At 34.1% G+C, this 18,576-nt stretch carries 15 protein-coding genes and 1 pseudogene; 2 read left to right on the forward strand and 14 right to left on the reverse strand.

The annotated features are described in order from the left end of the window. The 11 genes and pseudogenes from KQA_RS20490 to KQA_RS0205285 form a co-directional block, all read right to left on the reverse strand. A pseudogene (locus KQA_RS20490) lies at positions 1–3,343 on the reverse strand (hypothetical protein); the annotation flags it as partial. Between the two features lie 369 nt (positions 3,344–3,712). After that, positions 3,713–4,261: a TlpA family protein disulfide reductase gene (locus tag KQA_RS0205240; protein ID WP_010178842.1), complete on the reverse strand. Its 549-nt coding sequence runs from the start codon at positions 4,259–4,261 to the stop codon at positions 3,713–3,715. Positions 4,262–4,523: 262 nt separating this feature from the next. Beyond that, positions 4,524–7,163 (reverse strand): T9SS type B sorting domain-containing protein, encoded by a 2,640-nt coding sequence (locus KQA_RS0205245; RefSeq protein WP_081483234.1) that lies wholly within the window; start codon positions 7,161–7,163, stop codon positions 4,524–4,526. Between the two features lie 312 nt (positions 7,164–7,475). After that, positions 7,476–8,606: a T9SS type A sorting domain-containing protein gene (locus tag KQA_RS18570; RefSeq protein WP_010178845.1), complete on the reverse strand. Its 1,131-nt coding sequence runs from the start codon at positions 8,604–8,606 to the stop codon at positions 7,476–7,478. Positions 8,607–9,004: 398 nt separating this feature from the next. After that, positions 9,005–9,256, reverse strand: a complete 252-nt coding sequence (locus tag KQA_RS18575; protein ID WP_050858525.1) for a LysE family transporter — start codon at positions 9,254–9,256, stop codon at positions 9,005–9,007. 139 nt (positions 9,257–9,395) lie between these two features. Then, positions 9,396–9,767: a LysE family translocator gene (locus KQA_RS18580; protein ID WP_198283108.1), complete on the reverse strand. Its 372-nt coding sequence runs from the start codon at positions 9,765–9,767 to the stop codon at positions 9,396–9,398. A gap of 134 nt (positions 9,768–9,901) precedes the next feature. After that, entirely contained in the window at positions 9,902–10,729 is an 828-nt protein-coding gene (locus KQA_RS0205265) for a TPM domain-containing protein (RefSeq protein ID WP_010178846.1), read from the reverse strand. Then, on the reverse strand, positions 10,729–11,169 hold the full coding sequence (locus KQA_RS0205270; RefSeq protein WP_010178848.1) for a TPM domain-containing protein: 441 nt from the start codon (positions 11,167–11,169) through the stop codon (positions 10,729–10,731). The genes KQA_RS0205265 and KQA_RS0205270 overlap by 1 nt, the downstream gene beginning before the upstream one ends. After that, positions 11,169–11,756, reverse strand: a complete 588-nt coding sequence (locus KQA_RS0205275) for a LemA family protein (RefSeq protein ID WP_010178850.1) — start codon at positions 11,754–11,756, stop codon at positions 11,169–11,171. Before KQA_RS0205275 ends, KQA_RS0205270 begins: the two co-directional genes overlap by 1 nt. 19 nt (positions 11,757–11,775) lie before the next feature. After that, positions 11,776–12,105, reverse strand: a complete 330-nt coding sequence (locus KQA_RS0205280; RefSeq protein WP_010178852.1) for a MerR family transcriptional regulator — start codon at positions 12,103–12,105, stop codon at positions 11,776–11,778. 1 nt (position 12,106) lies between these two features. After that, positions 12,107–13,084, reverse strand: coding sequence for a M23 family metallopeptidase (locus KQA_RS0205285; RefSeq protein WP_010178854.1), 978 nt, complete (start codon positions 13,082–13,084; stop codon positions 12,107–12,109). 141 nt (positions 13,085–13,225) lie between these two features. Here KQA_RS0205285 and alaS point away from each other — a divergent pair, with 141 nt between their 5' ends. Both alaS and KQA_RS0205295 read left to right on the forward strand, forming a co-directional pair. After that, positions 13,226–15,856 carry an alanine--tRNA ligase gene (alaS, locus tag KQA_RS0205290; protein WP_010178856.1) on the forward strand — a complete coding sequence of 877 codons (2,631 nt, stop codon included), beginning with the start codon at positions 13,226–13,228 and terminating at the stop codon, positions 15,854–15,856. Between the two features lie 54 nt (positions 15,857–15,910). Further along, positions 15,911–16,858 carry a GSCFA domain-containing protein gene (locus KQA_RS0205295; protein ID WP_010178858.1) on the forward strand — a complete coding sequence of 316 codons (948 nt, stop codon included), beginning with the start codon at positions 15,911–15,913 and terminating at the stop codon, positions 16,856–16,858. 9 nt (positions 16,859–16,867) lie between these two features. Here KQA_RS0205295 and KQA_RS0205300 read toward each other — a convergent pair whose 3' ends face one another. The 3 genes from KQA_RS0205300 to KQA_RS0205310 all read right to left on the reverse strand — a co-directional run bounded on the left by KQA_RS0205300 (position 16,868) and on the right by KQA_RS0205310 (position 18,050). Next, positions 16,868–17,389, reverse strand: a complete 522-nt coding sequence (locus KQA_RS0205300; protein WP_010178860.1) for a hypothetical protein — start codon at positions 17,387–17,389, stop codon at positions 16,868–16,870. A gap of 23 nt (positions 17,390–17,412) precedes the next feature. Continuing rightward, positions 17,413–17,568: a hypothetical protein gene (locus tag KQA_RS20180; RefSeq protein WP_157366594.1), complete on the reverse strand. Its 156-nt coding sequence runs from the start codon at positions 17,566–17,568 to the stop codon at positions 17,413–17,415. Between the two features lie 146 nt (positions 17,569–17,714). Next, positions 17,715–18,050 carry a single-stranded DNA-binding protein gene (locus KQA_RS0205310; protein ID WP_010178861.1) on the reverse strand — a complete coding sequence of 112 codons (336 nt, stop codon included), beginning with the start codon at positions 18,048–18,050 and terminating at the stop codon, positions 17,715–17,717. Positions 18,051–18,576: the final 526 nt, after the last annotated feature.

An 18,576-nucleotide genomic window follows, 5' to 3' on the forward strand; every position in this document is an offset into this window, starting at 1 on the left:
TAACTTCTCCAGCAGGTGATAAGTCACCAATACATAGAAATTGATCGTCCCCTGCATTTGGAGGTGGGTTAGGTATTGCATCGATTTTAATAAATACGTTATCCGATGTTGTACCACATGGACTAGGATTAGTTACTGTATAGGTAAATTCATATGGAGTATTGTTTGGTTGTAATTCTACATTTGCTAAATGACCATTAATAGTCTGTATAGCACCCGAAACTGGAGATGTTCCTGCATAAGTCCAAACCCCTGATGCATTTTCTGTACCTTCTAATAATACATTACGAACATCACAAAAAGTTTGGTCATCACCTGCTCTTGCCCTATCAAAAACACGAATTGTAATTTCTGCTTGATCTACTGCACAATTAGGGTTACTTGAATTTACTGGTTCTTCTGGATTAAAATCTGCTCTACGAACCTCATACCTAAAAGTATAATCACCCGTTACTAATCCAGTAATATTTGTTATTCGTTGATTTGGACTTACAATTACAGGCGTACCGGGCGCTCCATTTGCTGGAGGAGGAGGTGTTACTAAAGACCAATTTACAATTTCTAAGTTTTCATCAAAATTAGAGCCTGTTAAGGTCACCTCATTACTATCACATACTAAAAACACTCCTGAAGTTGCATCTGGAACAGGGTTTATTATAGCCGCAGTAGTTGGAGGTATTCTAACTTTTACCATTACCTCATCTGAATCAGAAACACATGAGCCAGCTTCTTCCATCCAACTAAACACATAATCTCCACTATTTTGAAAAGAAATAGATGTATTTGGATCATTTGCATCATTAATTGTAAAACCTCCGGGACCAGAAACATAACTCCAAGTTCCTGTAGCACCTGACGATGAAACTGCATTCATCATTACATTACTTGAACAAGTATCTAACTGATCGGCACCTGCATTTGCTGTTATCGTATCTGCAAATGCCACTATAATATCATCAGAAGTTGCTGCACAAGCTGATGTCGCACTGGTTACTGTCCATGTAAAGGTATACACACCGGGTGTATTTACAGTAGCTGTGGCATTGGGATCTGTAACGCTACTAAATGACACTCCAACATTAGGACTAACACTCCACATACCAGATTCATCTAGCGAATCTAATGGTGTAGTTCCATTCGCGGAAAGTGATACATTTCCTGGGGTAGTTGCGGGCAAACATTGATCTGGACCTGCCTCTGCAACGGTTGGCGAAGCATCTGGACCCGTACTTATTTCTAAAATTGCACTTGATGGTGCATTACATGAATCACCTGGATTAGTAAACGATATTTCCCATTGTAATTGATAAGTAGTATTAGGAGCGTTAAAACCTGTAGCTAATGAATTAGGATCATTTTCATCAACAAAACTCACCGTCATAGGAGCTCCGTTATTAATCTGAGTCCATTCTCCTTGTTCTGCCAAACTGGGCATGTTCCCTGTTAATGTTGCTGGAGCTCCGGGACATATACTCTGAGAAACTCCAGTTGCTGATGCTGTTATAGAAGCTGCATTTACAAATACATTTACCGTATTTGTAAATTCTGGACAATTAAGTCCACCACTAATAGTATAAATAAATTTATACGTACCAGAAATTAAACCATCTGCCGTAGTAGAAAAAGTATAAGGATTAACAATATTTGCAGTATTCGGCCCTGAGATCTGTGACCATAATACCATATTTGCCGATGATGTTGGATCATTTCCTTCCAAAGGGACAGAAGTCCTAGTACAGGCCAAATTAGTATCTGTACCCGCATTAGCCATATCAGCTGCTCCCGAAACTGCAATAGTCATGGTGTCAAATCCATCCGTACAGCCTACTGGTAAACTTCCACCTTCGGTACGTACAAATTCTAACACATAAATTCCTTCTGCTGTCAAATTAATTCCACCTGTTGACACATTATCAGTTACTAAAACTGGATAACTTGCCGGTGGCATAGATGGAGGCAATGTTGCTAAATATTCCGGAGGACCATCAACAATATTAATGATGTTAAATCCCGTTCCCGTTGTATTTACAGGAAAAGTGAAATTAGAAACTCCACAATCACCTATTATATCTTCACCTCCATTTGCTTCAATAGTTCTTGATGAACCTCTAAAGTCTACTATATAATCTCTAGAATCATTACAAAATCCATTTATAATAGTATACCTAAATACGTAAGGCGCATTAGCGGGATTTAAACCCGTCAAAAACGCATTGACTGTAGTAATCGGCGCATTATTAGGTATCACATCGGAACCACCACGTTGTGTCCACCTAACTGTTTCTCCTGCAAATGTTGGGACAACTCCCTCTAATGTTACTTCTGTAATATTTTCACATAAAAAAACTTCAACATCGGGGCCTGAAACTCCAGTAATATCCTGAGTAGCTGGTGGTACTATTATAGTAACTGTATCGGAGTTTGTTGAACAGCCCCCTGTAACTGTCCATTTTAAAACATAAGTCCCCTCAACCAAACCTCTAACTCGAGTAATACCATTATTTTTATTTACAAAATCAGGATATGCAGGACCTGTTACAAAACTCCACTCACCTATTTGTCCTCCCAAACTACACCCCCCAAAGGTTCCAAAAAGCCGTGTAGATGTGGTTGTAGTATAACAATTTCCTAAAGTTCTAATATTATCATCATCTCCAGAGTCTGCATCAACTGGAGAAACTCCTCCAAAATTAGTCACTTTAATTGATGATACAGATCGACAACGTTGACCAGGAGCATAAAATGGACCTTCAATAATCCAATTCAATATAGTTTCACCACAACTAGTTGCTGGCATTGTTAAGGTTGTTATTGGCGAATCTTCAAAATCAATATCTACACCTGCTGGATTTCCCGAAGGATCAATTTCCCACCTTCCTGTTTCTCCTGGATTCAGAGGAGTATTGGCAAAAACTGTAACATTACCCATTGTATCTGGACAAAACTCAACATCATTACCTGCATCGGCTATGGTAATAGGCTCTACTGTTATTGTAATTGTTTGAGAGCCTTCTATACCATTCCCACAAACTGCTGCAAACCTAAAATCGTAACTATTCCCTCCAGAAAAACCAAGTACGTTAGTCACTGGTGAATTCGGATTTTCAATCACTACAGTTGGGCCACCAACTTGTGTCCACATAGGCCCACTTTGAATCGGTGTAGGCATATTTCCAGTAAGAACAAAATTATCATTGGCGCATATGGTACGACTAACACCTGCATTTACAGTACAGTTTGGTAATTGTGCATAAGAAACATCACATAAAAAAAATAGTATAACTATTTTTAATTGGAAGAAGCTATACCACTTAAATCCATTTTTAAACGCGTGTTTAATCATCTTATTTTTAATTAGTTACACTAACTAAACTAATGATATAGACTATTCTAACTATATAATTTATTACAAATTAACTTTATAAGTGACCAAATGCTTAAAAAATCGTTTAAAAACAATTAAGTTCAACAATAAAAAAATAAAATACTGATAATCATTGTTTTAAAAACAAAAAAACAAACTATTAATCTCTTTTTTAATGATATAAATAGCTTAGCTAAAGATGTAATCCTTTTAAAACTTTTATCTTTTATGTTAATAACTAGAATGACGAAGAAAATCAAATTAATGAATGCCTAAATAGGTTGAACCTATTTAAGTCACATTTGCTATTACAGGTTAAAACAAGAGTTTGATTCTCTTTAAAATACTTTAATCAAACAATTCATTTAAATAAGTTTCAAAGCGTTCAATACCTAAATTTATCAAAGTATTTCCATGAGCATCTTTAAAATCGGGAATACCTTCGGTAACTACTTTTACTATTCCATTTTTATCTAACAAAACATTCTTTGGAAAAAAACGAACTCCTATCTCATTGATATAATTCGTGTCTGTAGAAACATGAGTAAAATTAAACTTATGTGTTTTTAAAAATTCTCTTAAATTAATCTCATTATCGAAAGTCATGGAAATGAAATTCATTCGCCCATCATATTTTTCTTTTAATTTATTTAAATACGGCATTTCATCCACACAAGGTTTGCAATGTATAAACCAAAAATTTATAAGTGTTGGTTTTCCATTTGACTTTGCTGCATTGTATATTTCCCCCTCTAATGTAAATTGATTCATACTAGGTAATTTTTTTCCTATGTAGGAACGTACCTTTTCACTTTTCATTAATTGCTCCACATTAGGCTGCGAAAAACTTATAAAGTAGCTTATAAATAATAGTAAGTATAAAATTGATGTTTTCATTTTTTAGTTTCTAAAAACGAACAGGATCCGTTTCATTCATAAAATAACACTACAATACGATTTATGGATAAAATTTCGCATAAATTACAATGTAATATATGGGTATAAAATTTATACTCGTTCCTAAATGAATTTACTGAAATAAAAAAACTAGACTAAGCCTTTGCTAGGTTACGTTTTTATGTTGAAATAGCATTTCATAAAGACACATTTTAATCCCCTAAATTCATTTGGAAAATAATAGTGCCTTGTTATATAAAAATTATCTTATTAAACTAAAATGCCCCTTATATTCTTCCGATTCGCCAACAAATTTAGCAGTAAACCAATAATCATCAGCTGGCATGTCATGCAAATTATACTTCCCATTCCAACCTTCTTCATTAGCATTTAATGACCTAATAAACATACCATAACGGTCAAAAATAAATATTTGCATTTCAGGAATATCAAAATTTGCAATTACATTCCAATGATCATGCTTACCATCATTGTTTGGTGTAAAAAAATTAGGAAAACCGACATTAAATATATCCTCGGTAAAACTCCCACAATTATCAATGGATGTAGCCGTTACGGTATGCAAACCTAAACTCACATTTTTAAAAACATTATTTTCTTGAAGCGGACCATCATTTAAACTATACATATACCCACCTTCTGGTGAAATTAGGGTAGCAATAATATCATTAGTCGCTGAGAATTTTCCCGATGATAGTGATAAATTCATTCCTTTAGCTGACGGTATTTTATTTACAACAACCCTAGCACTTTTTGAGCAATCGATACTATTTGTATAGGTTACCTCATATGCTCCAAATTTATCTACCGTAATTGCTGCGGTTTTTTCCGACAATACTTGTCCTTTATATTTCCATTCAAACGAATATTCACTGGGGTTTAATTGTGTGTCAATAACAGGTAAATCCGCTGAAATAATATTTCCAGATTCGTCAACACAAACACTTGAGGGTTCCAAGGTAATTTCAGGTATATCATTAATTAGTAATGATGCTTCAACAGCGTCACTTAAACATTGTGTGTCAATATCTACTGCTTTCACTCTAAATATGTATATTCCTACTTCTGTTTCAACTGGAGTATATGTAGGTGAGTTTTCTAACAATAGTTCATCATCTACTGAATACCAATTAGCTGTTTGTCCCGCTAATAACGCTACCGATAAATTAGGAATAGTAGCACCATAACACATTATTTGATTTGAAGGATTTACAGGTAATGGAACCACAGGACAATTACAATTTGGTGCTTTTACATCTAATGTGACCTCGCAATCAATATCCGCTTTATTTATGGCTATAATGGTAAAATCTGTATCCGTAGGAATTTCTGTAATTTTAGAATTAGTGACATCAATACGCCCCAACCCACTAGGTGTTGTACTTATTTCCCAAGTTCCATTGGTTTCAAAATTAACATTGTAACTAAGTCTGTTTTTGGCACACTCGGTATTTACTAATGCCAAACTAGGACTTGTTACTACGACTACAGTAACCGTTGCAGTATCCTTATCACATTTACTTGAACCTCCTACTGTATATGTATACACTCCGGCAGCATCTATTGATGGATCAAAAACCCCTGTTTTACTATCTAATTCTGGACTCCATGTACCTCCGCTATCCGCATCACTACCCAAAAGGTCAAATAAATTTTGAGTAGTCCCTTCACCGGAACAAAAACTTATTTCAGCATCATCACCTGCATTAAATACTGCCAGTGTTACATTAATAGTATCTACAAACTTTTTACCTAAATCGGTAACAGTAACTTTATATTTACCTCCTTGATCAATACTTATTGTTGGCGTTGTTTTTCCAGCCAACACTACATCATCTAACTCCCATTGATAAGTTTCACTACCAGAATAGGGATCTGAAATATTCTTAGCCGTAAGTGTGGCTACTTCACCTGCACAAATTTCAAAATCCAATTCTGAATCATCTTTATCAACAATTTTAACATTTGAATTCACCGTTAGTGCTCTCAAAAAAACGGCTGAATCCAATAAAGAATCCCCTCTATCTGCTATTATGAATTTAATTCTATAAGTTTCTCCAGATTGAACTAATGTTTGCGTATTTAACACCTTGGTAAATCCATCATACTCCATGATGTCGGTATTATTTGGACCATCATTGCTTACATATAAATCAGGAAAAAAATTTGTTCCAAGTACTTCTGTTCCACAACGAAAAGGAGTCCCATTGGGAAGTAAATCTGCATGTATTGACCCTGTATTTACAACAATATTATTTGAACCAGGTACCGAGGCTATATTTTTTCCACCAAATGGAGTTCCTGATGTATTGGGGATTCCTGGGCCTTTAATTAAAAAGGCGAAACCATCTCTAACACTTGAGTCACATTCATAGTCATTTTCATATTCCTCCGATGCAAAAATAAAATCAAACTTAAGTAGGTCCCCATCGGGAACAAAATCAAACTCAAAGGAAGTGACATCAAAAGTTGGAAAATTATCCCTATTAGTTTCGTCCAATATTATTTTAATATCATTATCTCCAACGCTATCAAAAGATACAAAACCCGATCCTGGGCCTTCATTCGGGGCTTCTGCATCTTTGGCAATTCCAGTTGTTAATACAATACCACTTTCAAAAGGAAAATTAGTATCTCCCTTTTCAAAATATCCCCAACTCCTAACATCTGCAGCTCCAGAATCTCCTTTTACAATTAATGAAGATTCGTCAAAAGTAATATTGTCATTATCAATAAATACCTCTTCTATTAATTCGGCTGCAGACAAATCTGTCCTTGGATTTCCAGCTGGATTCACTAAAATTGAATTTTGCGAATAGCACAATCCATTAGTCAGGGTTATAAATAGCATTATTGCAATACAATTCCGTTTAATGAGCATTAATAAAGAATTTGATGATTAGCGCGCTGTTATAACGCACTTTAAAACACCAATCGTATTCTTTACTTATTCTAACTAGCTATGTTTTGTAATTAAATGACTACATATAAATACCTAAAAAAACTTACATACTAAACTCCATTTTATAGGTATAAAAAAATACTTCATCGATGCTAAAAAAAATATATCCTTCCAAAAAAAAGAAAAATAATATTCCCTTTTTACTATATTTTTATAGCAAAAATAAAAACCCTAATGATTCTGACATAATTGAATCATTAAGGTTTCATCAAAAAAATTATATCCTAAAAATTATTCTTTTATAATTTTTAAACTTTTTCCTGAAGCGGTTTTAAGAATATAAACTCCTGCAACAACAGAGGTATCAAAATCAACAATAATACTTTTTTCATCGGCACCAAGTTGAATCCTAGAAGGAACCGTTTCACCTTGTAAATTATACAATTCTACATCGACATCATTTGTTCCTTCGATTATAGCAAAATTATCCTTTATTGGGTTTTGCTTTATTGCAATATTGTTATCAACTCCAGAAATATTTACCTCTTCTAAACTTAATTCTTTTTTACCTTTCTTCTTTTTTTGTAAACTCCATGTACGCACATATTCAACCAACATGGTATTGAATTTATTATTCTTTAAATGTCCCACTCTTGGAAGTCCAATCTTAGCGACACCAGCCTGTGCAAAAGGAAATACTTCGGTATCAAAAATCATATGAAGTTTTTCTAAAAGTGGACGACGAGGAATAATTTTCATTACCTGTTTTCCATTATAGTAAAATTTTAATTCTTTTCCATCTTGTGCCCAAAACATACCAAAATTATGAAAAACTTCCCTACCTCTTTTAGGCATTATCCATTTCTTACCCAAACGAGGTACTTCCCTGTATTGTCCATAATAATGTGTGTTTGCTGCATATTCAAATTCTTGAGAAGCTTTACTCCTGTTAGATGGATTTCCAACATGTTCAATAACATCTATCTCTGAATAATTTCCAAGCCTGAACCAAAAGGAAGAAGTCATTGATAAGTTAGACGCTTTTATTCTCGCCTCAAAATACATTCCTGGCCCTGCAGCTTTATTTTTAGAAACAACAGCTGCAGCATTTACCCAATGATCCTTAAGAGGGTTTTTAACTTTTTTAGGATCTTTATGCAAAGTAGACCTTAAAGCCAATTTACCATTGGTTGTAAAAACATTTGGATTATTTCCTTTACTATCAGGTTTTTTAAACAAACTTGGTAATCTTCCAGGCCATCCGGGATGGTAATTATACCAACGCTCTCTGTTTAAAAACCCATTAAATTCATCTGTTAATCCCCAAACTGGACTCCATTCAAATCCTTTTGGAGCTGCGGGTTGCGCAAACACTTGTAATGAGTTTAACACTACAAATGACATTAAAGCAATCTTTTTCATATATTTTTATTTAAACTTTAATATATAACCCTTAAAAATGAATTATCCCTACCATACCCAATCAACATTAACATTTAAAATAATATTCATTTGCAACTATAAAAAAGTAAAACAATCAGTAATAGAATCTATTATAACATAGATACACCAACAATATCCTCTCAAAAAAAATACCCATTTTAACAAAAAATCAAAAAAGATATTTCTTCATTTTAAGCTTATTTTTTCGATTTTGAGAATTATTTTTAACGAAAATATTATAAAACTGGAATAAGAAATACCAAAAATGGAAGAAGATCTTTCGCTAATTTATTTTACTTTATAAGATAAGTTTTCAAATAGTGGTCCCATTATATATAACATGAATTTTGAAATATAATAGACAATAATAAAAACCTTTATTCCTTTTGCAACAAAAGCTGTAGGCCTAAACCAACAAACACAAATCCACTAATTTTTTTCATTGCAATACCTACATACTCATTTTTACGAAATGTTTTTGTCATGTAAGAAGCCGAGAAAACTAAAAACAAACACCAGATAGTACCTGTAAGCATGAATGTTCCTCCTAGAATCAAAAAAGGAAGCGTACTATTTACAAAATCTGGGGCTATAAATTGAGGAAGTAATGATAGGAAAAAAATTCCCACTTTTGGATTAAGTAAATTTGTCCAAAAGCCTTGCTTGTAAATTTTAAATACGTTTAATACGATATACTAACAAAAATTTCGTATATATGCTGTTTCTTTTTCACTATTCTGGCGTTAAAAAAAGCAATCGTAACTAAGGCTATGCTTGATTTTTTTGCCTTAGACTAACAAAAAATAATTCAGCATATTTATACGAAATTATTATCAACAAATCGTATAATTCCTTATCACTTGTATTTTGATCTACTGTTAATTTTGATTTATCCCATAACATTTTAAGTCCTAAATAAATTAAATAGCCAGCACCACACCATTTTACAAGTGTAAAAAGCATTACAGATTTCATTAATAACATAGACAATCCAAAAGCTGCAAAAAGAATATGAAAAACAGCGCCGCTAGCAATTCCCAACACCGAATATATTCCGGCCTTTTTTCCTTGAGTAATGCTTCTGGTAAGTATATAAATAGTATCGGCTCCTGGAGTAATATTTAAAAGTATGCCAGCCATTAAGAACCCTAAGTAATTTTCAATTCCATGCATTGTAACTCTAATTTTTATATGTCACTAAATAATATTTGATCATATATAAAAAACTGCTGCTCGTTGTATGATGTAATCTCCTAATAGTTACTCTCAACTATTTACCAACTTCCTCCGGCACCTCCACCACTAAAACCACCGCCGCCAAAGCCGCCTCCGAAACCACCACCAAAGCCGCCGCCAGATGATCGACCTCCTCCAAAGCTTCCGCCACTGTAACCACCACGTCCCATATTACTTAAAATAATAACATCCAATAAACTGGAGCGTTTACGCCTATTTCCATTGGTATGATCATCGTCATCATTTCTCTTCTTTTTAGAAGACCAAATAATCAATAAAAAAATAATTAGAAAAACCACAAACATAAATGGAAAACCTTCCGCATCACCTTCTGTTCGATTGCGAATACGCGTCCCTTTGTAGGTTCCATTGAGCATTTGAATTATAGCTGTAGTCCCCTTGTTCAAACCTCGATAATAACTACCAGCTTTAAATTCTGGAATGATTACTTCTCGCGTAAGCGCACCTAATTGCCCAGCTGTTAAATATTGTTCTACTCCATAACCGGGAGAAATGTGTATTCTTCGATCGTTTTTAGAAAGTAAAATAAACACCCCATTATCCTTATCTGCTTGCCCAATACCCCATTGATGCGCCCATTTTGGTGTTAGAATCCCAATATCTTCCCCTTTTAAACTATTGATTGTGGCTATAACAATTTGTGTACTTGTCGTATCTGCATACCGAATCAATTTTACTTCCAAGGCACGTTTTTCTGCTCCACTTAAAATATTTGCATAATCATAAACGGCTACTTGTTCCGTAACTTTTGCAGGCTTTACAGGAATAGTAAATTGCCCATAACTAACAGTAACCCCAATAAAAAAGGCTGTAACTACAACAAAAAGAAATCTTATTTTATTCATTACAGCTTTGATATTTCATCCGAAAGTTCATTAGTATCATCAACATCCCATGGAAAATGTTTTTTGAGTGCTTGGCCTATTTGAGTCACTCCCAACACCAAGCCTTTTCCAAAATGTTGTTTCTTAAAGTGTTCTTGAATAACATCGCGTGTACTGTGCCAAAAATCACTTCCAACAAGTTGATCAATCCCTGCATCGCCATATACCACAAACTGTTTTAAATTTACGGCTACGTAAAGGATAACTCCATTTTCTAGCTTTGTATTATCCATTTTTAATAAATGAAATACCTCTTGAGCGCGTTCATATACATTACTTTGATCATAATCTTCCAGATGTACGCGTATTTCACCCGAAGTTTGCTTTTCTGCTAACCGAATCGCTTCAATAACTTGTTGTTCTTGGCTATATGTTAAAAAGGATTCAACACTACTAGCCATTACTTAAAATCAAAGTTAACATCTACTGGTTTTTCTGCACCAGCTTCGGCGTCAAAATAAGGTTTAGCATCAAAACCAAATATTTTTGCACTTATCAAACCTGGAAAACTTTTCACTTTGTTGTTATAGGGTTTAATTGCTTCATTAAAACGTGTACGTGCTGTTAAAATCTGGTTCTCTGTACTCGCAATTTCATCTTGTAATTTCAAGAAATTTTGATTGGCCTTTAAGTCAGGATAGCGTTCTACAGTAACTAATAAACTTTTCAAGGCACCACTAAGTCCACCTTGTACTTTATTAAACTGTGCTAACTGCTCGGGTGTAATATTAGAGGGATCTATGGTAACTGATGTTGCCTTAGCTCTGGCATTAATAACATCAACCAAGGCTCCTTTTTCATAATCGGCGGCACCTTGAACTGTTTTTACTAAATTTCCGATAAGATCATTTCTACGTTGATATGCTGTTTGTACATTTCCCCATGCCTCAGCTGTATTCTCATTTAAGGATACTAAGGCATTATAATCGCAAGAATTTAAGGAAAGTGCCAATAAAATAAGCCCTGTGATACGAAATACTAATTTCATGATAGTTAAGTGTTTAAAATTACAGACTCGCTTTTAACGCTAACAACGATGCCTTTATTGAGTTCAATTTACGAATTATATCGAAATTTTCTAAGCTTTCCTTTTGATGCGACTTTAAGTAAGTTTTTGCGCCTTCTAACTTATAACCACGTTCCTTTACCAAATGGTAAATAAGCTCTATATTTTGTATATCTTCTTTGGTAAAATAACGTATACCATTGGTATTCTTTTTGGGCTTGATTACTGTAAATTCCTTTTCCCAAAAGCGAATTAAGGAGGTATTCACATTAAAAGCTTTTGCCACCTCACCAATACTGTAATACAATTTTTCGGGAAGGTCTAAGTGCATATTAGTCTAAAGATTGGTTTACTTCTCTTGATTTCTCTAACAAGGTAGCAAATTCTTGTGCAGATAAGTTCCCGTAATAAAAATTAATAGGATTAATTTGTTTGCCATCTTTAAATACCTCGTAATGTAAGTGTGGAGCTTGTGAACGTCCCGTACTCCCTACAAAACCGATAACATCACCTCGCTTTACCTTTTGGCCTTTTCGAACATTGTATTTATATAAATGCCCGTATAGTGTTTTATAGCCATAACCATGCTCAATACGTATGTGATTTCCATAACCCGATGAACGATTATCGGCTCTGGTCACTAACCCATCGCCTGTCGCAAAAATTGGTGTTCCCCTAGGGGCACTAAAATCCATTCCACGGTGCATTTTACGCACTTTAGTAAATGGGTCACTCCGCATTCCGTACCCTGAAGCCATACGCTTCAAATCTTTATTTTGAATGGGTTGTATTGCGGGGATAGCTGCTAATAGTTTTTCTTTTTCCTTAGCTAATGTAGCCACCTCATCTAAGGATTTGGATTGAATGGTAATTTGTTTTGCAATTTGATCTACCCGCTGGTTGGTCTCCTTAATCAATTCCGAGTTTTCAAAACCATCAAACTTATTGTACCTATTTACCCCTCCAAAACCCGCTTTACGTTGCTCTTCTGTTATGGGTTCTGCTTCAAAATATAAACGATAAATCGTATTATCACGATCAGCTATTTCATTCAATACTTTTTCCTGCCGATCCATTTTATTATTCAGCATTTTATATTGCAACTTCATGTTTTCCAGCTCCCTTCGGTATTTTTTTTCTTTAGGAGTTTCTATTTTAGGAATACTATAATAAGTAACTAATAATACAAATGATGCTAAAAATAATCCCAAAACACTTAGCAAGGCTATTCCCCATTTACGTCCTTTTTTGGGTTCTATTTTTCGGTATGATAATGTTTCACTGTCGTAGTAGTATTTAACCTTTGACATAATTTAAAATATACTATTTTTGCACGTGCCTTATTGGCTAACCATTAGAGGTTAATTTTCAAAGATACTAAAATTGTAATGAAGCTATAACAACTTCATAATTTCTGTCTATGGAATTAATCATAAAACAATATCTTTTAAATGAAATCACAAGAGATCCGTAAACAGTTTCTGGAGTTTTTTGAATCAAAAAAACATAGCATAGTTCCATCTGCACCTATGGTTATTAAAAATGACCCAACGCTCATGTTTACTAATGCCGGAATGAACCAGTTTAAAGAATTCTTTTTAGGTAACGGAACACCCAAAAATAATCGTATCACCGACACTCAAAAGTGTTTACGTGTGAGTGGAAAACACAACGACCTGGAAGAAGTGGGAATGGATACCTATCACCATACCATGTTTGAAATGTTGGGTAACTGGTCTTTTGGTGATTATTTTAAAAAAGAAGCCATTCAATGGGCTTGGGAATTACTAACTGAAGTTTTTAAAATTGATAAAGATATTCTTTATGTATCTGTTTTTGAAGGCGCCAAAGATGACGGATTAGGATTAGATCAAGAAGCATTTGATTTATGGAAAGCCATTGTACCCGAAGACCGCATTATCATGGGAAATAAAAAGGACAACTTTTGGGAAATGGGTGACCAAGGCCCTTGCGGTCCTTGTTCGGAAATTCATGTTGATATTCGTTCTGCCGAAGAAAAAGCAAAAGTATCTGGGCGTGATTTAGTAAATATGGATCACCCACAAGTGGTTGAAATATGGAACTTGGTTTTCATGCAATTTAACCGTAAAGCAGACGGATCTCTAGAAAAATTACCTGCCCAACATGTGGATACTGGAATGGGGTTCGAACGTTTATGTATGGTATTGCAAAACGTAAAGTCTAATTATGATACCGATGTATTTACGCCACTTATTCGCGAAATTGAAACCATAACGAATTCCGTTTACGACAAAGACTCCTTACCTACTAATCAGGATGGAAAAGTAAGCGTAGCCATTCGTGTTATTGCCGATCACGTTCGCGCCGTGGCTTTTTCAATTGCCGATGGACAATTACCAAGTAACAATGGAGCAGGTTATGTAATAAGACGTATTCTGCGTAGAGCTATACGTTATGGATTTACATTTTTAGACACCAAAGAAGCTTTCATATACAAATTAGTTGACACTTTGAGCAGTCAATTGGGCCAAGCCTTCCCCGAATTAAAAACTCAGAAGAATCTTATTGTAAATGTAATTAAGGAAGAAGAAAATTCATTCCTAAAAACATTAGATCAAGGTTTGCTGTTATTAGATCAAATTATTGAACAAACCAAAGGCGACATTATTTCTGGCGAAAAAGCTTTTGAATTATACGATACTTTTGGTTTCCCTATTGACCTAACAGCACTTATTTTAAGTGAAAAAGGATTAAAATTAGACGAAAACGGTTTTAAAGCCGAATTACAAAAACAAAAAGATCGCTCCCGTGCCGCAGCAAAAATATCTGCAGGTGACTGGGAAGTAATAGGGACCGAAAATAGCGAAGCCTTTATTGGCTATGATCAGCTTACTGCAGAAGTACAGCTAACTCGTTACCGAAAGGTAGTGAGTAAAAAAGATGGCGAATTATTCCAATTGGTGTTTAATCAAACCCCTTTTTATCCCGAAGGTGGTGGACAAGTAGGAGACAAAGGCTATTTGGAAGCGGCTAATGGCGATGTGGTATATATTATTGATACCAAAAAGGAAAACAATCTAATTATACACATTACCAAAAACCTTCCTAAAAACACTAACGCTACCTTTACGGCAGTAGTTGACACCAAACAACGTATTCGCACCGCATCTAACCACTCGGCAACACACTTATTACATCAAGCTTTACGCAGCGTATTAGGTACACATGTAGAGCAAAAAGGCTCTATGGTACACAGTGGAAATTTGCGTTTTGATTTTTCTCATTTTTCAAAAGTATCTGCCGATGAACTACTGGAAGTTGAAAATTTTGTAAACGCACGTATCCGCGAAAAACTTCCGTTAGAAGAAAACAGAAACAACACCTATGATAAGGCTATAGCCGAAGGTGCTATTGCATTATTTGGCGAAAAATATGGAGATAGTGTTCGCTCTATTCGATTCGGAAAATCAATGGAATTATGCGGTGGTATTCATGTATCAAATACAGCAGATATTTGGCATTTTAAAATTACTAGTGAAAGCGCAGTAGCTTCGGGTATTAGAAGAATTGAAGCTATTACCAGCGATGCCGCTAAAGAATTTTTTACGGCACAAGCAAAAGCTTTTGGCGAAGTAAAAGCGATATTAAAAAATGCTAAAGACCCTGTTAAAGCGATTACTAATTTACAAGATGAAAATAACGAACTAAAAAAACAAATTGAGCAATTACTAAAAGAAAAAGCAGGCAATTTAAAAGCTGAGCTAGCCAACCAATTTACCGATGTTAATGGCGTACAGTTTTTAGCTAAAGAAGTGGATTTAGATGCTCAAGGCATTAAAGACTTGTGTTTCGATTTAGGTAATAACTTAACCAACGCTTTTATTATTTTTGGAAGCGCTGTTAATGGAAAAGCTTTATTAAGCTGTTATATTTCGAAAGAATTAGTAGCGGACAAAAAGCTTAATGCCGGACAAGTAGTCCGCGAGCTCGGAAAACACATCCAAGGTGGTGGCGGTGGACAACCATTTTTTGCTACCGCAGGAGGTAAAAATCCAGCCGGAATTGCTCAAGCTTTAGAAGACGCTAAAGCTTATTTATAATTTAAAAAAATCCCTAGAAAAATCTAGGGATTTTTTATTTAACCCGAATTATACATGCAACCTTTTTTCCTAACATTACCTCCTAAACAACAAAGCCCAAGTATTGGTTATACTTCCAAATTGTTTTTAATGGGATCTTGTTTTGTGGAAAATATAGGAGCACAGCTGAACTATCATAAATTTCAAAATCTTGTAAATCCTTTTGGAATTATATTTCATCCGCACGCAATTTACAATTTACTAGAGCGAGTAGTAACGCAACGTTTGTATACCGAAAAAGACATTTTTTACCATAACGAACAATGGCATAGTTTTGAAGTACATTCGCAGTTGAGTAACGAGAATAAAGACCTTCTACTTGATCAACTTAACGAACAACTTACCCAAACACATCAATGGATCACTCAAACAAGTCATATAGTAATTACTTACGGAACAGCTTGGGGTTATGAACACGAACAACACATAGTTGCTAATTGTCATAAAATACCTCAAAAAGAATTTGACAAAAAATTGAGTTCAGTTCCTGAACTAAATAGATGCATAAAAAACACTCTTAATTTAATTAAAAGCATTAACAATACCGCTACTATTATTTTTACAGTATCTCCTGTTAGACATATAAAAGACGGCATTATTGAAAATAACCAAAGTAAATCTCACTTAATTACGGCGATCCATCAAACTATTGAGTTCAACAATAAAACATCATACTATCCAGCCTATGAACTAATGCTGGACTGCTTGCGTGATTATCGCTTTTATAAACCCGATCTAATTCACCCAAATGACACCGCAATTGAATTTATTTGGGAGCATTTTAAACAAACTTGGCTTTACGAAAGTGATACACAAAAAACCATAAAACAAGTTTCGGAAATCCAACGTGGACTACAACACAAAGCCTTTAACCCAAATAGCGAAGCGCATAAAAAATTTATGGCTTCGCTATCTGATAAAATTAAAAAGTTAACGACTCAGTTTCCTTTTATTAAATTTTAATGCCATTAACTATGGGCAATTACCCGTACTAGGCAAATTAAATTTTAAATCACAATCTGGATTCGCTTTTATAATTGCTATGATTCTATTACATTTTTCTAATAACGAAAGCCCATCATTTTCAACTAAATCATCAATTTCTTGTTGAGCGATAGTACATGGGGCACAAACACCTGTGTAAACAAGGTTACAACATCCTGATGGATCAATCATTGCAGATATAAACGAACCTAAATTATTACAACCAATAAAATTAATAGACTGACTATTAATTACATTATCCAGCGTTTTCTGTTTTTGAGCGCAATAATCACTTAAAATATCTCCATTCGAAAAACTATTTGGAGTACCAGGTCGTAAATTTGCTCCATTTAATGAAGATGCGATTGATGCGGTAATTTTACCTCCACCAGATAACACTGAACAATCAGTCCAAGTCACATCAATAATTAAAGAAGTCTGCCCATTATTTATACCAAACATCTTTCTATTGTCATTAGTAGCTTTAAAAACTCCTCCTTCAATATCCACGATAAGATAATTTACTTTACCCGCTATGGAACTACTAAAATCAATAAAGAATTCTGAGTTCCTCCTAAATTAGCCCCACTACCACTTATAAAAACTCCATTAAACTGAGCTTGAGAATTCAGAAAAGAAAATAGCGTTAAAACTAACGCGAAAATAAATGTAATTTTTGTGTGTTTCATTTTATATATTTTAAGTTAAAAATCTATCCTAAAGCCACATAAGAACAATTAAACACTGACTGTCAATTAATTAAAATTTAAGGACGTTTATACCTACATATGTAGGCTTTGTATTTATATGTAGGAAAGTGTTGATTTAAGCCTCATTACTTCCCTCCTAAAAGCTGCAATTCATTAATTACAATTTCTGTAATGTATCTTTTATCTCCCTCTTTAGTTTCATAGCTCCTATTTGTCAATTTTCCTTCCACAGCCACTTCTTTTCCTTTTTCAAGGTATTTTTCAATAACATCCACTGTTTTACCCCAGGCTACAATATTGTGCCATTGCGTCTCTGTTATGATTTCTCCATGTGTATTTTTATACTTTTCATTTGTTGCCATACTAAACTTAGCTAGCTTTTTTCCATCATTTAAATTTATTATTTCTGGTGCTTGACCTAAGTTTCCTATTAGTTGTACTCTGTTTCTTAATGAACTCATGATATTATTATTTAAATTACAGTAACCTTATGATTACCAACAGGGCAAACATAACATCGTGATCAAAATTTAATTGGTTGGTAAAAGTTTACTTCCGTTTGTAATCGTTTGTTGTCGATTATTTAATGAGACTAAGAAAATTATTTTTTGCGGAAATATCAAAAATCATTGGTGTCCGATTATAAGTGAAGATTGCTTTGTTTCAAGAAGCTCGGACCAAGATTAAATGCATAACATATTGGAAATAAATAGTTTCCTTTTTAAAAATTCTCCCATAATACTTATCTAAAAAATTCAATCTTTAGAAAGCTACTATTTTAAAGATGTTCAAGATTTCAATAAATTTTAATCGGATGCCCATATAATACGATTTACAGATAAGAATTTCGCATATATGCTGTTTCTTTTTCACCATTTTTGCGTTAAAAAAAACAACCGTAGCTAAGGCTATGCTTGATTTTTTCGCCTTAGACTAGCAAAAAATAATTCAACATATTTATACGAAATTCTTATCTGTAAATCGTAT

The organism is Aquimarina agarilytica ZC1 (assembly GCF_000255455.1).
In the GTDB taxonomy this organism is placed as follows: Bacteria; Bacteroidota; Bacteroidia; order Flavobacteriales; family Flavobacteriaceae; genus Aquimarina; species Aquimarina agarilytica.